This window comes from Cytobacillus praedii, assembly GCF_001439605.1.
Classification (GTDB): domain Bacteria; phylum Bacillota; class Bacilli; order Bacillales; family Cytobacillaceae; genus Cytobacillus; species Cytobacillus praedii.
The window spans coordinates 341-16,531 of the sequence record NZ_LMBX01000042.1 but is presented as its reverse complement, the minus strand read 5'-3'; the positions used below and the strand labels follow the sequence as shown (position 1 = coordinate 16,531).

The following is a 16,191-nucleotide window of genomic DNA, read 5'->3' as shown; positions in this document are numbered from 1 at the left end:
TCGGTTCACTCTCGCTCACCGTGTTTTTCTCTCTTTCATTAAAAGGCAAGGCGACTGTATAGCCACGTCTTGCATAAGATGGACTGCGGCGAGGCGTACTTTTTCAGCTTATGGCCTCGAGGGGCAAGGAACAGCAGATAAATTGAGGAGAACCTTCAGTTTGAACGGCGATGATCAAGGCGCTTGCGCTTTTCTTATAGGAGGATAATATAATGGCAAATGCTTATAAACAAGCCGGTGTGGATATTGAAGCAGGATACGAAGCTGTTTCTCGTATGAAAAAGCATGTACAAAAAACCATCCGCCCAGGGGTGCTAGGTGGTCTCGGCGGTTTTGGCGGGATGTTTGATTTATCCGTCTTACAATTAAAGGAACCTGTGCTTGTTTCAGGTACGGATGGTGTCGGAACGAAATTGATGCTTGCCTTTCAGATGGATAAACACGATACAATCGGGATTGATGCAGTTGCAATGTGTGTAAATGATATTGTTGTACAAGGTGCAGAGCCTTTGTATTTCTTAGATTATATTGCCTGCGGAAAAGCAGAACCAGCTAGAATTGAGGCCATTGTTAAGGGGATTTCTGAAGGCTGCGAACAGGCGGGATGTGCACTTGTTGGCGGAGAAACGGCGGAAATGCCAGGCATGTATAGTGAGGAAGAATATGATCTTGCTGGGTTTTCTGTCGGTGCCTGCGAGAAATCAAAACTGGTTGATGGCTCAACGATTAAGTCAGGTGATGTATTAATCGGGCTTGCTTCCAGTGGCATCCACAGCAATGGATATTCACTTGTTAGAAAGCTATTCTTCGAGAAAGCAAATATGAGATTAACAGAGTATGTCGATGCATTCGGCTGTACGTTAGGGGAGGAATTACTGCGTCCGACAAGAATCTATGTGAAATCGATTTTATCAGCCTTGGATAAATTTCCTATTAAAGGAATGGCTCATATTACTGGCGGCGGTTTTATTGAAAATATCCCCCGTATGCTCCCTGATGGATTAGGTGCTGAACTGATTGAAAGCAACTGGGATGTGCCGGCTGTGTTCAGATTGATGGAAGAGATCGGTGAACTGGATCGGAAGGAAATGTACAATATTTTTAATATGGGGACCGGTATGGTTGTTGCAGTAGATGAGGAAATAGCAAATGAAGTAATCGCTCATTTTAATAGCTTAGGGGAAAACGCTTATGTCCTTGGTAAAGTAGTAGAGAGACCAGGTGTTGAAATATCTGAGGCGAACCAATGAGAAATATCGCCATATTTGCTTCAGGGAGCGGTACAAACTTTCAGGCGATTGTAGATGCTGTAAAGGCAGGTAAGCTATCTGCAGTCATTAAGCTGCTCGTTTGTGATCGCCAAGAAGCATACAGCATTGAGAGAGCGATAAAGGAAAATATCCCATCGTTTGTATTTACGGCAAAAGAGTATGCGAGTAAAGAAGAGTACGAGACAGAGATTTTACAGAAATTAAGAGAATTAGAAGCTGATTATGTAGTCCTTGCAGGCTATATGCGCTTAATCGGTCCAACGCTTCTTAAAAACTACGAGGGCAGGATTATTAATATTCATCCTTCTCTTTTGCCAGCCTTTCCAGGAAAGGATGCCATCGGTCAAGCGCTGAACGCGAATGTTAAAGAGAGTGGAGTAACCATTCATTTCGTTGATGAAGGAATGGATACTGGTCCAATTATTGCTCAGCAATCTGTTCCGATTAGTAAAGAGGAAACAATTGAAAGTCTACAAGCGAAAATACATGAAATAGAACATAAATTATACCCGCAAGTATTGCAGCGATTATTTACAACTAGTCAGGAGGATGACAGATGAAGAAACGAGCGCTTATCAGTGTATCCGATAAACAAGGTGTTACAGCATTCGCCAAGCAATTAAGTGAATTAGGTTTTGAAATAATATCAACTGGCGGAACGAAAAAGGCATTAGAGGAAAGTAGCGTTCCTGTAATCGGAGTGAGTGATGTAACGGGATTCCCAGAAATTTTGGAGGGGCGTGTAAAAACACTAAATCCGATGATTCACGGGGGTCTTCTAGCTAAGTTTGATGAGCCTGCCCATAAGGAACAGCTTGACGAACATAATATTCAGCCCATCCAAATTGTCTGCGTTAACTTATATCCCTTCCAGCAGACAATCACAAAGCCTGATGTAAGGGTAGAAGATGCGATTGAAAATATTGATATCGGCGGACCTGCCATGCTGCGGGCATCGGCTAAAAATCATGAATATGTGACTGTAGTTGTGGACCCAGCAGATTACGAAACTGTTTTATCTCAATTAAAGGATGCTGGTGAAGTTGAAAAGGAAACCAGCCGAAAACTTGCTGCAAAGGTTTTTCGTCATACAGCTGCCTATGATGCGTTGATTGCAGACTATATGACAAACCTTGTAAATGAGGAAGCGCCAGAAAAGCTTACTGTTACCTTTGAAAGAAAACAATCGTTAAGATACGGGGAAAATCCGCATCAAAAGGCAGCTTTCTATCGTAAGCCCCTCGGTTCTGACTTTTCAATTGCAAACGCAGAGCAGCTTCATGGAAAAGAGCTTTCCTATAATAACATTAATGATGCCGATGCTGCCCTGCAAATCGTTAAAGAGTTTACGGAGCCTGCTGCTGTTGCAGTGAAGCATATGAATCCATGTGGAATTGGCAGCGGAACTACCGTTTATGATGCGTTCTCAAAAGCGTTTGCAGCTGATCCAGTTTCTATTTTTGGCGGAATTATTGCATTTAATCGGGAGGTTGATGAAGAAACGGCCCGAAAGCTTTATGAAATTTTCCTTGAAATCATTATTGCCCCAGCTTTTACAAAAGAAGCTCTGAAAATATTAATGGGGAAAAAGAATCTTCGATTATTAACTATTCCTTTTCATACAGATGGAAAGGAAGAAATTAGACTTACTTCGGTTGAAGGCGGATTGCTTGTTCAGCAATACGATCAGTTCACATTAGATCATTCTAACGTATCTGTACCAACAAAGAGGGAGCCTTCTGAAGAGGAATGGAAGGCGCTCAAGCTTGGCTGGAAAGTGGTCAAACATGTGAAATCAAATGCAATCGTTGTGAATAATGCAGACATGACGCTTGGGATTGGTGCTGGCCAAATGAACCGTGTGGGTGCTGCAAAAATTGCCCTTGAACAGGCAGGTGAAAAGGCTGCTGGAGCGGTTATGGCATCTGATGCTTTCTTTCCAATGGATGACACCGTTGAAGCAGCGGCAAAGGCAGGAATTACAGCAATCATTCAGCCAGGCGGCTCTGTAAGAGACGAGGACTCAATCAAAAAAGCAGACGAGTATGGAATTGCTATGGTTTTTACTGGGGTAAGACACTTTAAGCATTAATTGAATCTTTGGGGGTGTGCTAGAAATGAATGTATTAGTTATTGGCAGAGGCGGACGTGAACACGCAATCTGCAGAAAGCTATTTGAAAGTCCAACTGTAGAGCGAGTATTTGTAGCACCCGGAAATCCAGGAATGGAAGATGTATCTCAGTTAGTGGATATTCAGGAAAAAGACCAAGACAAGCTTGTCCATTTTGCAAAAGAGAACAACATTGGATTAACGGTAATTGGTCCAGAAGTTCCATTGTTGGAAGGGATTGTGGATCGTTTTCAGTATGAAGGATTAACTGTTTTCGGTCCTATGAAAGAAGCTGCTGTCATAGAGGGAAGTAAGTCATTCGCTAAAGAATTAATGAAGAAATATGAGATTCCGACAGCTGAGTATGCGGTATTTTCCAACTATGAGGAGGCTCTTTCATATTTGGAGGAAAAAGGGACACCGCTTGTTATTAAAGCGGATGGCTTAGCGGCTGGAAAAGGTGTTACTGTCGCAATGACAATGGAGGAAGCGAGAGATAGTCTTACGGAAATGCTCTTAGATGAAAGATTCGGTAATGCTTCGTCAACAGTTGTCATGGAGGAATTTCTAACAGGTGAGGAAATTTCTCTTATGGCATTCGTAAATGGGGAGGCTGTTATTCCTCTTGAAATTGCACAAGATCATAAACGTGCATACGATGGGGATTTAGGTCCGAATACAGGCGGAATGGGAGCCTATTCACCTGTGCCGCATATAAGTGATGAAATAATTACAGAGGCTGTGGAGACGATATTACAGCCGGCAGCTAAAGCACTTGTTCAAGAAGGCAGACACTTTTGCGGTATTTTATATGCAGGATTAATAATTACAGCATCGGGTCCAAAAGTGATTGAATTTAATGCGCGATTTGGAGACCCTGAAACCCAGGTTATCCTTCCAAGAATGAAATCGGATTTAGCTGAAGTCATGCTAAGTGTAATCAATGGGAAAATACCTGAAATCATTTGGGATGATGAAGTGATGCTTGGTGTTGTTGCAGCTTCTGTTGGATACCCGGAAGAATACCAAAAAGGTGCTGTAATGGAAGGACTAGATAAAATTAATTCCGATGTTTACGTATTCCATGCGGGGACTGAAAAAGATAATTTAGGTCAATTCATCACTAATGGCGGACGTGTTCTACTAGCAGGTGCAAAGGCAAAGACACTGGAAGAAGCACAAAAATTGGTGTACACCGAATTAAAGAAGGTTCATTGCACAGGCATCTTCTATCGCAAGGATATTGGGCATCGGGCTATTCAGCACGCCGTTTATTAGATTTTCGAATAAATACAAACAGCAAAGCAACGATACTGCCAATCAATGCAATCAATACAAAAGACATATCGGTTAAATACTCCCAAAACATATGAATCGCTCCTTTTTATGAAGCCCCCAATTTGATGGGGGCTATTTTCAATACTTTTACGATGGGTTATACGGAAGGATATCGCTGATTTCGACTTCTTCTCCGTTCTCATTTTGTTTCTTTGAACCAAGAAGATCTTGTCTATTCTCGAAGAGAGCAGTTATTGGGCAAAAGCGTACAATTCCTTCAGCTACTTTCATTGCCCCAAGAAAAGCCAGAATCATGTATGATTCGCGCCAAGGCTTTTTGGTAAGCTTTGCTGTACTGCAAGCCACTAGTGTGAGCCCACAAGTAATGCGGATTAATGCATTGACTATCCCGATATTCGGTTTGATATTCATTTCTTTACCCTCCTCTTGAATATTTCATAAACTTTTTTATTTCTTTAATGCGCTAAATAGTGAATTATGGTAATATAAAACAAGCTATGAAAGGGCTTTCTTGTTTGATTTAGAGCCATTTTAACTGTCACAACAACAGATAAATATAGAAACCAGAGGGAGGGATTCTTGTGCCGGAACAGCGTTACCGTTGGAAAAATAAATATTTACGTGATCATGTTTCTGTATTAGATGGAAAACTTTCCCCAACGCTGCTGCTTAAAAATGCGCGCTATCTTAATCAGGCCTTTCGTAAATGGATGACGGCAAATATTTGGATATATGATGACCGCATCGTTTATGTGGGGGAAATGCTGCCTGAAACCATCAAAAATTGTGAAGTTGTGGATTGTGAAGGCTTATTGCTTGTTCCAGGTTATATAGAGCCCCATGCCCACCCGTTTCAATTATATAATCCCCATTCGTTTGCGAGCTATGCATCTCAGTTTGGTACTACAACGTTAATAAATGATAATATGGTTCTTGCATTGCAGATGGATAAAAATAGAGCATTCACATTTTTAAGTGAACTAAAGAATCTTCCTTCCACCATGTACTGGTGGTGCAGATTTGATGCACAGACAGAAATTCAAAATGAAGAAGTGATCTTTTCCAATCGGAATGTTAAATCATGGCTAGAGCATGAGGATGTTCTGCAGGGGGGAGAGCTGACTGGCTGGCCGAAATTATTAGCCGGTGACGATTTAATGCTTCATTGGATTCAAGAAGCGAAGAGAATGAGAAAGAAAATTGAAGGGCATTTCCCGGGAGCATCAGAAAAAACGCTGGCTAAGCTAATGCTGCTAGGTGCTGATTGTGATCATGAGGCAATGACTGGGAAGGAAGTTTATAACCGATTAATGCAGGGCTACACCGTATCTTTACGGTATTCTTCTATCCGCCCAGATCTGCCAGTGCTGCTGGATGAAATGCATGAGCTTGGCATCAATTATTATGATCAGATTATTTTTACAACAGATGGTTCTACTTCTTCATTCTATGAGCAAGGAATGATCGATCATATGATTCGGATTGCCATTGAAAAGGGAGTTCCGGTGATTGACGCCTATAATATGGGGACAATTAATATTGCTCGCTATTATCAAATCAATCATCTTCACGGAGCGATTGCAACTGGAAGAGTAGCGAATATTAATTTCCTTGCTTGTGAAACAAACCCAACACCAATTTCCGTGCTGGCAAAGGGGAAATGGGTGAAAAGAGATGGGCTGCCAATGGATGCTTATCCTGACGTTTCATGGGAAGATAAAGGATTTGAACCTTTAACGATTAATTGGAATCTTTATGTAGACGATCTCCAATTTTCCATGCCATTCGGAATCAAAATGGAAAATGCCGTTATTACCAAACCGTATTCCATATCGATTGATGCCTCAGTTGAACGATTGAATGATTCGAACGATGAATGTTTTTTCATGCTAATCGATAAAAATGGAAAATGGCGGATGAATACATTATTGAAGGGATTTGCTAGTCGTTTAGATGGCTTAGCTAGCTCGTTTTCAAATACAGGTGATATTATATTGATTGGAAAAAATAAAAAAGACATGATGGATGCTTTTAATCGAATGAAGGAATTAGGAGGCGGCATTGTTGTCTCTGAAAAGGGGAAAATTGTACAAGAAATTCCTCTAAAGGTGAAAGGTGTTATGTCCGATCAACCAGTGGAGAATTTAATTGAACAAGAAAAGAAGCTTCTTGCCTATTTGCGAGAAAGAGGCTATCAATTTGCCGATCCGATTTATTCGCTTTTATTTTTTTCATCCACACATTTGCCATATATTCGAATGACGCAGCAGGGGATGTATGATGTGATGAATAAAACAGTACTCTTTCCAACGATAATGCGTTAAAATATAAAAGAGTTTTAGAGATTTGCCAATAAGTTTAAATAATGTTGCAACATATTCAGCTTATATAGATGACGAGATCAAATACCGAGGTGCTCTATGTTTAATCGATGGATGGCTGTTTCAATTGTTGCTTTACTTTTAGTTGCAGGCTGCACCAAGAATGACAACACAGCCGTTGAAAATGAAGATGAAATGACCGAGATTCCGGAAGACGAACCAGAAGAAGGTACGAATAAAGAAGAACTTCCTTATCAATTTCCTTTAACTGGTGTTAGAACAGAAAGTAAATCTGGTAGCCGAGCCGTTGCAGTTATGATCAATAATGATCCAAAGGCACGGCCGCAATCAGGACTTCAGAAAGCAGATATCGTTTATGAATTATTGGCAGAAGGGAATATCACCAGGTTTCTCGCCATTTACCAGAGCGAGCAACCAGAAAAGGTTGGTCCTGTTCGAAGCGCTAGAGATTATTATATCGAATTAGCCAAAGGGTATGACAGTCTATATATTGCCCATGGATATAGTCCAGAGGCGAAAGATATGCTTGATAAGGGCTATATCGACAACTTAAATGGGATCACTTATGATGGCACACTATTTAAGCGTGCAAGCTTCCGAAAGGCACCTCATAATTCGTATATATCATTTGAGAATATACGAAAGGGAGCAGAGAAAAGAAGCTATGAAATGGATGAAGCTCCATCTCCACTCACTTTTTTGAATACAAGTGAATTAGGGGAACTAAATGGGGAAGACGCTTCATCTGTTATGGTATCTTATTTTAACAATAATGTTTTTAATTCCATCTATGAATATGATGAAGCACTTGAAAAATATAAACGCTATACAAATGGTGAATTGACTAAGGATTACGAGTCTGAAGAACCTGTATTGCTGGATAATATATTTATTGTTGAAACTAATCATAAAGTGATTGATAATGCAGGGCGCAGAAAAATAGACTTATCTTCTGGAGGAAGAGCCTATCTGCTTCAAAAGGGAAAATGGAAAGAAGTCAAGTGGGAAAATATTGATGGGAAAATTCTTCCTACAATAAATGAGAAACAAGCAGGATTAGTGCCTGGTAAAACATGGATCAATATCATTCCTTCCAGCCCGGGTTTAGAACAAACGGTTTCTTTCGATGTGAAGGAATAGATTTTAAATAAAAGGGGATACATGCATGCAAATTGATAAATTAAGAGGAAAAGAACTGGACCAGCTTTTTAATTCAATTTTATCGTTAAAGGATTTAGAAGAATGCTATCGTTTCTTCGACGATCTATGTACGGTCAACGAGATTCAGTCCCTTGCCCAGCGATTAGAGGTTGCCCGCATGCTTCGAGAAGGGAAAACCTATCATAAAATTGAAACAGAAACTGGAGCAAGTACAGCAACTATTTCTCGCGTCAAGCGCTGCTTAAACTACGGAAATGATGCATATGAAATGGCATTAGAACGGATAAAAAAAGAAGACGCTGAAACAGCAGAATAATTTTATGGCTAGGACGAACTTGTAAGGGTGCAGTCCGCTTATAAAAAGTCTGTTAGCAGGTTAAGCGAAAGAAAGCTTGGAACATTCATTGTTTCAGGCTTTTTTGATTTACTTGTAACAAGGAAGTAAACTGCTCTCTTGTTTTAATGATAATTATGGAAAAGTTGTCGTTAGAATATAGTTTATAAAGGGGATTAAGGCTTTCCTCGAGTGGGTGATGAAGGTCCAAAAAGAGCAGGATTCCAAAGAAAAGGTCGTTCATAAGAGGGATGAAGGTCCAAAAAGAGCAGGCTACTCGAGAAAAGGTCGTTCATAAGAGGGATGAAGGTCCAAAAAGAGCACGATTCCAAAGAAAAGGTCGTTCATAAGAGGTATGAAGGTCCAAAAAGAGCAGGCTACTCGAGAAAAGGTCGTTCATAAGAAGGATGAAGGCCCAAAAATAGCAGGATTCCCGAGAAAAGGTCGTTCATAAGAAGGGTGAAGGCCCAAAAAGAGCAGGCTACTCGAGAAAAGGTCGTTCATAAAAGGGATGAAGGCCCAAAAAGGGCAGGATTCCAGAGAAAAGGTCGTTCATAAGAGGAATGAAGGCCCAAAAAGAGCAGTCCACCCGAGAAAAGGTCGTTCATAAGAGGGATGAAGGCCCAAAAAGAGCAGGCAACCCGAGAAAAGGTCGCTCATAAAAAGAATGAAAACCCAAACACGAGCTGATATACCAAAAAGGTTATACCTATGTGTGAGAAAGCCCAACTGAGCCGTGTATCATACAGGCTGATCAATCACCACATCCTGCCAGTTTCTCTTATGATTGTCAGTACTAATTAAGGCGTCTGCGCATTACTTTTTTCATCATAATACTAATGATATAATGGTGGAATGGAATGATAGAATGGGGGAAGTATGGATGTATAATGTTCGCGAGTGGAGACATGTGTTTAAGCTCGATCCGAATAAAAGTATTTCTGATGAACACTTAGAAAAGATTTGTGAATCTGGAACAGATGCGATAATTGTTGGTGGAACGGATGGCGTTACTTTAGAAAAAGTGCTGGACTTAATGTCACGAGTACGCAGGTATACTGTTCCTTGCGCACTTGAAGTATCTACGATTGATTCAATTACACCAGGATTTGATTTCTATTTTATTCCGACAGTTTTAAATAGCACGGATACAAAATGGATTACAGGACTTCATCATGAGGCAGTTAAAGAATTTGGTGAAGTGATGAATTGGGAAGAAATTTTAGTTCAGGGCTATTGTATTCTTAATGAAGAGTGCAAGGCAGCCCAACTTACAAATGCGAAGACTGGGTTATCGCAAGATGAGATCAAAGCATATGCGATGATGGCAGAAAAAATGTTCCAGCTGCCGATTTTTTATCTGGAATATAGTGGAACATATGGCGATCCAGCAACAGTAACAGAAGTGAAAAAAATGTTAGAGAAGACTACATTGTTTTACGGCGGCGGGATTGAGACAGAAGAGCAGGCGAAGGAAATGGCTGCAGCTTCGGATGTCATAGTCGTTGGAAACATTATATATACAGATGTAAATGCTGCACTTAAAACAGTACCCGCAGTGAAAAATACACTTTTAGGACAAATCAGTTAGGTTTGTGTTCGGAGATATTTTATAAAAAAAGCTCTTTCATAGAACTTGATTCACAATAGAAGAAGCTTTAGAATCAGATTAAGAACATATGTTTGTATGGTGGTGAAGAAAGTCGATGAATTATTTATCAGATAAACTGTTAAATGGATTAAATCCTCAACAGCAGCATGCGGTTAAGGCAACAGATGGCCCCCTTTTAATCATGGCAGGGGCAGGCAGTGGAAAGACAAGAGTATTAACGCATCGAATCGCTTATTTAATGGTTGAAAAAGGAGTAAACCCTTATAATATTTTGGCGATTACCTTTACGAATAAAGCCGCAAGAGAGATGAGAGAACGTATTCAAAGAATGATGGGTGGAGCAGCGGACGAAATTTGGATTTCTACTTTCCACTCAATGTGTGTACGGATTTTAAGAAGAGACATTGATCGGCTTGGCTTTAACCGGAATTTCACAATTCTTGATACGACGGATCAGCAATCAGTGATTAAATCAATATTAAAGGATAAAAACCTCGATCCGAAAAAGTTTGATCCTCGTGCTATACTCGGATCAATCAGCTCAGCAAAAAATGAGTTAACAACACCTGAGGAATTCGCTAAAACAGCGGGTGACTATTTCCAGAATGTAATCAGTGATGTATACACTGAATATCAGAAAAGACTGAGAAGAAATCATGCATTAGATTTCGACGATCTTATTATGACAACGATTCAATTATTTCAGCGGGTGCCAGAAGTACTTGAATATTATCAGCGCAAATTCCAATATATTCACGTAGATGAGTATCAGGATACGAATAGAGCTCAATATATGCTCGTAAAGTTTCTTGCTGCACGTTTTAGAAATCTTTGTGTTGTCGGTGATTCAGACCAATCCATTTATCGCTGGCGTGGGGCTGATATTGCCAATATTCTCTCATTTGAAAAGGATTATTCAAATGCTCAGGTCATTTTACTTGAACAAAACTACCGATCTACAAAAAGAATTCTTCAAGCGGCCAATGAAGTCATCGGAAGGAATATGAATCGGAAGCCGAAGAATCTTTGGACGGAAAATATGGAAGGAAATAAAATCTTCTATTACCGAGCGGATAGTGAACAAGGTGAGGCACAATTTGTTGTTGGGAAAATTAAAGAATTGATGCGTGAAGGGAATCGAAATCTATCTGATATCGCCATTCTATATCGAACGAATGCACAATCACGTGTGATGGAGGAAGTGCTTCTAAAATCGAATATGGAGTACTCAATTGTTGGCGGAATCAAGTTCTATGATCGAAAAGAGATTAAGGATATTCTTGCCTACTTGCGTTTAATTGCCAATCCTGATGATGATATCAGCCTTCAAAGGATCATTAATGTACCAAAGCGAGGAATCGGCTCTGGTTCCATTGATAAGATTGCTAATTTCGCCTTGCTCCATGAAATGACGATGTTTGATGCGCTGGATTCAATCGATCTAATTGGACTAAGTCCAAAAATAACAAAAGCAGCAGCTGAATTTAGGGATCTAATCAAAAATTATACTCGAATGCAGGAATACCTGTCTGTAACGGAGCTTGTCGAGGAAATATTGGAGAAATCAGGCTACAGAGAAATGCTTGTTGCGGAGAAATCAATTGAAGCACAAAGCCGACTCGAAAACTTAGAGGAATTTCTCTCCGTAACTAAAAACTTTGAAGAAGGCAGTGAAGACAAGAGCCTTGTTGCCTTTTTAACGGATTTAGCGCTTGTCGCTGATATCGATAAATTAGATGATGATGGAGAAAAAGCGGATGCGGTAGTTTTAATGACCCTTCATTCAGCGAAAGGGCTTGAATTCCCTGTTGTCTTTTTAATTGGTTTAGAGGAGGGCGTATTTCCACATAGCCGCTCATTAATGGAAGAAGCAGAGATGGAAGAAGAGCGCCGGCTTGCTTATGTGGGAATTACAAGAGCAGAGGAAGAGCTGTTTATTACGAATGCTCAGATGCGTACGTTGTTCGGACGAACCAATATGAATCTGCCATCGCGTTTTATTAAAGAAATTCCTGAAGAATTATTAGACGGCTTGCAGCCTGTTCAAAAAACAGCCTCTCCTTTCGGGACAACTTCATTTGGCACTGCAAATTCAAGACAGCCGCAAAGAAAGCCTGTTATTCGCCCTGCGGTGAATGCTACTGGCGGAGATGAAATCGGATGGAAGGTTGGCGATAAAGCCGTCCACGGCAAATGGGGAACAGGGACAGTTGTTAGTGTTAAAGGGGATGGAGAGGGCACTGAGCTTGATATTGCTTTCCCAAAACCTATTGGCATAAAACGGTTATTGGCTAAATTTGCACCGATTACAAAAGGCTAATGTTATCGCAGTTTAAAAGGCTGTAAGACCCCTGCTTCAAGAAGCTGTAGGAACAAAAAATCTAAGAGGGGAATCTAAAAGCCTGTAAATGCCCGAAGTTCTAGTCAGGCGAAGGCCACAAGAAGTGGCATTTCTAAGCGTGATTGGTTCAACTAACAATCATTGGGGATGAAGATAGACTAAAAACACGAGGCGCAACTCCTGGACCAGTACACTATGCGTCCGGAAATCCCCAGAGATTGTGTTTCACTTTATCTAGAAAGGGTTGGATATATGGACCTTCAGACTGCTGAAAAAAAGGTAAAAGAATTACAAACATTGCTTAATCAATATAATTATGAGTACCATGTTCTAGATCAGCCATCTGTTCCTGATTCAGAATATGACCGGCTGCTTAAAGAATTGATAGAAATAGAAACCCAATATCCCGAACTGAAAACGACAGATTCTCCAACTCAGCGGGTTGGTGGAGAAATCCTTGACATGTTTGAAAAAGTACAGCATCAATCTCAAATGCTAAGTCTGGGAAATGCCTTTAATGAACAGGATCTTAGGGACTTTGACCGCCGAGTTCGACAGTCTGCGGGAGAAGATGTTTCATACGTATGTGAATTGAAAATCGATGGATTAGCAGTTTCCCTACGTTATGAAGAAGGTTTATTTGTTCTCGGGGCAACGCGCGGAGACGGATCAATAGGTGAAAATATTACCGCAAATTTACGAACCATCCGTTCCATCCCTTTGCGCTTAAATAAAGATTTATCCATGGAAGTACGTGGAGAGGCATATATGCCGAAACGTTCCTTTGAGGCTTTAAATAGACTGAAGGCAGAAAAGGGAGAGGAAGCCTTTGCTAATCCCCGGAATGCAGCAGCAGGTTCTTTAAGACAGCTTGACCCGAGAATTGCAGCTTCAAGAAATCTAGATGTGTTTCTGTATGGGGTGTCAGATACGGGTGAAACGGGTGTTGAATCACATAGCGAAGCACTTGATTTATTGGATACTCTTGGTTTTAAGACAAATAAGGAACGAAAAAAGTGCGCTACTATAGATGAAGTGCTTGAATATATTGAGAAGTGGACAATCGAGCGGCCAAATCTTGTGTATGATATTGATGGTATTGTAATTAAAGTCGATTCTCTTGAAGATCAGGAGCAACTAGGAACAACAGCCAAAAGCCCGCGGTGGGCCATTGCTTATAAGTTTCCAGCAGAAGAGGTTGTCACGACATTAAGGTCAATCGATTTGAGTGTGGGCAGAACAGGTGTGATTACACCAACCGCAATCCTTGATCCTGTGCGTGTAGCAGGAACAACGGTTCAACGTGCCTCTCTTCATAATGAAGATCTTATTCGTGAGAAGGATATCAAAATTGGCGACCAAGTGGTTATAAAAAAGGCTGGAGATATTATTCCAGAAGTAGTAAATGTTTTGGCAGAACGAAGAACAGGAGAAGAAGTAGAGTTTCATATGCCAACTCACTGCCCAGAATGCGAAAGTGAACTCGTCCGTCTGGATGGCGAGGTTGCTTTGCGCTGTATAAATCCGAAGTGTCCAGCACAAATACGAGAAGGTTTAATCCACTTCGTATCACGCAATGCGATGAATATTGATGGTCTTGGTGAAAAAGTAATCAGCCAATTATTTTCAGAAAATCTCATTCAGGATGTAGCTGACTTATACAAGCTTACCTTTGAACAGCTTATTGGACTTGAACGCATGGGTGAAAAGTCTGCGAATAATCTGCTGGAAGCTATAGAAAACTCTAAGGTGAACTCTCTTGAAAAACTATTATTTGGTCTTGGGATTCGGCATGTTGGAGCGAAAGCTGCAAAAACATTGGCCCAGCAATTTGGTGTTATGGATGAATTAATTAAAGCTGACTACGAACAATTAACAGCCATTAATGAAATAGGAGAAAAAATGGCTGATTCTATTGTCAGTTACTTTGATTTAGACGAAGTAAAGGCACTGATAGATGAACTAAAAGCTGCTGGGGTTAATATGGATTACACTGGACCAAAGCCTGTATCTGTTGAGCAGTCAGAATCGATTTTTGCTGGAAAGACAGTCGTGCTAACCGGGAAATTAGAAAAGCTGAAGAGAAATGAAGCGAAAGACAAAATCGAAGCGCTAGGCGGCAACGTTTCAGGGAGTGTCAGCAAAAAGACAGATATTGTTATCGCAGGGGAAGATGCAGGATCAAAACTTGCGAAAGCACAGGAATTAGGGATTGAGGTTTGGGACGAGGAGAGACTGATTGAAGAATTAAATGTGTAAGAGGTGGAATGACATGAAAAAAATAATAATGCTTTCTCTATCTCTTATTCTTCTGCTTACAGGCTGTGCGCCGAATTTTAATAAGCAGGAGGAGGTCGTTCAGGATACAGAAGATGCAAAAGAGAAAGCGATCATACCAAACTACAAAATATCAGATAATGACTATCAAACAATTCTGCCCTTCAAACCAAGTAAGTCAAGAGGGCTAGTTGTTAATAATATTAATTCAAAATATAATCTTTCTGAATTTGAAACAGGGCTAATGAGAGTAGCAAAGAATACTTTTGATCCTGATAAATATGTATTTCAGGAAGGGCAATTTATTGAAAGTGAGCAAATCAAAGGTTGGCTAAATCGTAAGTATACAGCCGAGCAATTAAAGGAAAAAAAAATGAAGGAAGAAGAAAATATCGGCCTTAATCCTGCAGATGATGGAAAAGAAGAAACGCCTAAATACCTTGCACACGTTTTAGAGCATGATTATTATGTGAAAAATGATGAGGGAAAGTATAAATTAGGGGGAGTAGTTGTTGGTCTAGCTTTGAACTCGGTTTATTATTATCAAAAAGTTAAATTTGGCGCTTGGTATGAGACCAAAATTCCCCATGCAGAATTAGAAAAAGAGGGTAAACGTGTTGCCGATGAAGTATTGAATCGATTACGTAAAATGGATGATCTAAAGGATGTTCCTATTACAATTGCATTATTTGAACAACAAAGCAGGACATCAGTTGTTCCGGGTACTTTCTTTACTTATGCAAATGCAGAAAAAGGAAGTGCAAACCTTGGGGGATGGGAAAAAATTAAAGAGGAGTATCTTCAATTCCCATCAACTGAAGCATCTGAAAGTCATCGAGATGATTTAAATGCTTTTCTTAATTTTAAACAAGATGTAGAAGTTTATTTTCCAAATTTTAATGGCGTAATAGGGAAGGCGTTTTATGCAGATGGACAGCTGAAGCAGCTTAATATTAGTATTCCCATTCAATTCTATGGAAAAGCAGAAGCGGTTGGTTTCACCCAATATGTTACTGGTCTTGTCGTGAAACATTTTCCTGCTTATATATCTGTGCAAGTAGAAGTTTCGTCAGTGAATGGTCCAGAAGGGCTCATTGTCCGTAAAGCAGACCAAAACGAGCCATTTGTTCATATATATCAATAAGGAAATTGGGGATAATATGACTGATTGTAAGAATCACATATCATCTCCAATTATTTGTGTAATATAGTATTCATTTACACAGAATGTTTGAAGAAGTGAAATGAAACATGATAAGATAAGCTTGTTGGAATGGGAGCCTTTTTAAGAGATATACTAACCTTAAAAGGGATAACATCTGGTAAAAAGGGTGTAGCTTTAATACATAGGAGGCGGAAACTTTGGTACAACCATACAAACATGAACCATTTACTAATTTTAAATTGGAAGAAAATCATCAAGCCTATTTAACTGGTTTAAAA

13 protein-coding genes are annotated in these 16,191 nt (G+C 40.1%); 11 read left to right on the top strand and 2 right to left on the bottom strand.

All coding sequences use genetic code 11. From position 1 onward, the window contains the following. The first annotated feature begins 212 nt into the window (after positions 1 to 212). From purM to purD, 4 genes are read left to right on the top strand one after another with little or no spacing between them, the layout of a single operon-like run. Positions 213 to 1,250 (top strand): phosphoribosylformylglycinamidine cyclo-ligase, encoded by a 1,038-nt coding sequence (gene purM / locus ASU02_RS24600; RefSeq protein ID WP_057768075.1) that lies wholly within the window; start codon positions 213 to 215, stop codon positions 1,248 to 1,250. Further along, on the top strand, positions 1,247 to 1,831 hold the full coding sequence (gene purN, locus ASU02_RS24595; RefSeq protein ID WP_057768073.1) for a phosphoribosylglycinamide formyltransferase: 585 nt from the start codon (positions 1,247 to 1,249) through the stop codon (positions 1,829 to 1,831). Before purM ends, purN begins: the two co-directional genes overlap by 4 nt. After that, positions 1,828 to 3,363 carry a bifunctional phosphoribosylaminoimidazolecarboxamide formyltransferase/IMP cyclohydrolase gene (gene purH, locus ASU02_RS24590; RefSeq protein WP_057768070.1) on the top strand — a complete coding sequence of 512 codons (1,536 nt, stop codon included), beginning with the start codon at positions 1,828 to 1,830 and terminating at the stop codon, positions 3,361 to 3,363. Before purN ends, purH begins: the two co-directional genes overlap by 4 nt. A 25-nt stretch (positions 3,364 to 3,388) precedes the next feature. Further along, entirely contained in the window at positions 3,389 to 4,660 is a 1,272-nt protein-coding gene (gene purD, locus ASU02_RS24585) for a phosphoribosylamine--glycine ligase (protein ID WP_057768068.1), read from the top strand. Here purD and ASU02_RS27315 read toward each other — a convergent pair. Beyond that, positions 4,638 to 4,751, bottom strand: a complete 114-nt coding sequence (locus tag ASU02_RS27315) for an EYxxD motif small membrane protein (protein ID WP_328158976.1) — start codon at positions 4,749 to 4,751, stop codon at positions 4,638 to 4,640. The two genes, purD and ASU02_RS27315, sit on opposite strands and share 23 nt — an antisense overlap. Positions 4,752 to 4,807: 56 nt before the next feature. Continuing rightward, positions 4,808 to 5,092, bottom strand: a complete 285-nt coding sequence (locus ASU02_RS24580) for a YgaP family membrane protein (RefSeq protein ID WP_057768065.1) — start codon at positions 5,090 to 5,092, stop codon at positions 4,808 to 4,810. A gap of 170 nt (positions 5,093 to 5,262) precedes the next feature. On the opposite strand from ASU02_RS24580, the gene ASU02_RS24575 reads away from it, so the two are divergent. The 7 genes from ASU02_RS24575 (at position 5,263) to ASU02_RS24545 (ending at position 15,892) form a co-directional block, all read left to right on the top strand. Then, positions 5,263 to 7,005 (top strand): adenine deaminase C-terminal domain-containing protein, encoded by a 1,743-nt coding sequence (locus ASU02_RS24575; protein ID WP_057768062.1) that lies wholly within the window; start codon positions 5,263 to 5,265, stop codon positions 7,003 to 7,005. 96 nt (positions 7,006 to 7,101) lie between these two features. Next, complete coding sequence (locus tag ASU02_RS24570; RefSeq protein ID WP_057768060.1) at positions 7,102 to 8,163, top strand: DUF3048 domain-containing protein; 1,062 nt, start codon at positions 7,102 to 7,104, stop codon at positions 8,161 to 8,163. A gap of 25 nt (positions 8,164 to 8,188) precedes the next feature. Continuing rightward, entirely contained in the window at positions 8,189 to 8,500 is a 312-nt protein-coding gene (locus ASU02_RS24565; RefSeq protein ID WP_057768057.1) for a YerC/YecD family TrpR-related protein, read from the top strand. Between the two features lie 901 nt (positions 8,501 to 9,401). Further along, the gene (gene pcrB, locus ASU02_RS24560) at positions 9,402 to 10,109 is read left to right on the top strand and encodes a heptaprenylglyceryl phosphate synthase (protein ID WP_057768056.1); all 708 of its coding nucleotides are present in this window, start codon (positions 9,402 to 9,404) and stop codon (positions 10,107 to 10,109) included. A gap of 115 nt (positions 10,110 to 10,224) precedes the next feature. Next, on the top strand, positions 10,225 to 12,450 hold the full coding sequence (pcrA, locus tag ASU02_RS24555; protein WP_057768055.1) for a DNA helicase PcrA: 2,226 nt from the start codon (positions 10,225 to 10,227) through the stop codon (positions 12,448 to 12,450). A 273-nt stretch (positions 12,451 to 12,723) separates the two neighbouring features. Beyond that, positions 12,724 to 14,730, top strand: coding sequence for an NAD-dependent DNA ligase LigA (ligA, locus tag ASU02_RS24550; protein ID WP_057768054.1), 2,007 nt, complete (start codon positions 12,724 to 12,726; stop codon positions 14,728 to 14,730). A 13-nt stretch (positions 14,731 to 14,743) separates the two neighbouring features. Further along, positions 14,744 to 15,892 carry a CamS family sex pheromone protein gene (locus ASU02_RS24545; protein WP_057768053.1) on the top strand — a complete coding sequence of 383 codons (1,149 nt, stop codon included), beginning with the start codon at positions 14,744 to 14,746 and terminating at the stop codon, positions 15,890 to 15,892. Positions 15,893 to 16,191 lie beyond the last annotated feature (299 nt).

What these genes read in the sequence shown, in the direction of transcription:
- purM (WP_057768075.1), top strand. Translation starts at nt 213, where the DNA reads ATGGCAAATGCTTATAAACAAGCCGGTGTGGATATTGAAGCAGGATAC.
- purN (WP_057768073.1), top strand. Translation starts at nt 1,247, where the DNA reads ATGAGAAATATCGCCATATTTGCTTCAGGGAGCGGTACAAACTTTCAG.
- purH (WP_057768070.1), top strand. Translation starts at nt 1,828, where the DNA reads ATGAAGAAACGAGCGCTTATCAGTGTATCCGATAAACAAGGTGTTACA.
- purD (WP_057768068.1), top strand. Translation starts at nt 3,389, where the DNA reads ATGAATGTATTAGTTATTGGCAGAGGCGGACGTGAACACGCAATCTGC.
- ASU02_RS27315 (WP_328158976.1), bottom strand. Translation starts at nt 4,751, where the DNA reads ATGTTTTGGGAGTATTTAACCGATATGTCTTTTGTATTGATTGCATTG.
- ASU02_RS24580 (WP_057768065.1), bottom strand. Translation starts at nt 5,092, where the DNA reads ATGAATATCAAACCGAATATCGGGATAGTCAATGCATTAATCCGCATT.
- ASU02_RS24570 (WP_057768060.1), top strand. Translation starts at nt 7,102, where the DNA reads ATGTTTAATCGATGGATGGCTGTTTCAATTGTTGCTTTACTTTTAGTT.
- ASU02_RS24565 (WP_057768057.1), top strand. Translation starts at nt 8,189, where the DNA reads ATGCAAATTGATAAATTAAGAGGAAAAGAACTGGACCAGCTTTTTAAT.
- pcrB (WP_057768056.1), top strand. Translation starts at nt 9,402, where the DNA reads ATGTATAATGTTCGCGAGTGGAGACATGTGTTTAAGCTCGATCCGAAT.
- pcrA (WP_057768055.1), top strand. Translation starts at nt 10,225, where the DNA reads ATGAATTATTTATCAGATAAACTGTTAAATGGATTAAATCCTCAACAG.
- ligA (WP_057768054.1), top strand. Translation starts at nt 12,724, where the DNA reads ATGGACCTTCAGACTGCTGAAAAAAAGGTAAAAGAATTACAAACATTG.
- ASU02_RS24545 (WP_057768053.1), top strand. Translation starts at nt 14,744, where the DNA reads ATGAAAAAAATAATAATGCTTTCTCTATCTCTTATTCTTCTGCTTACA.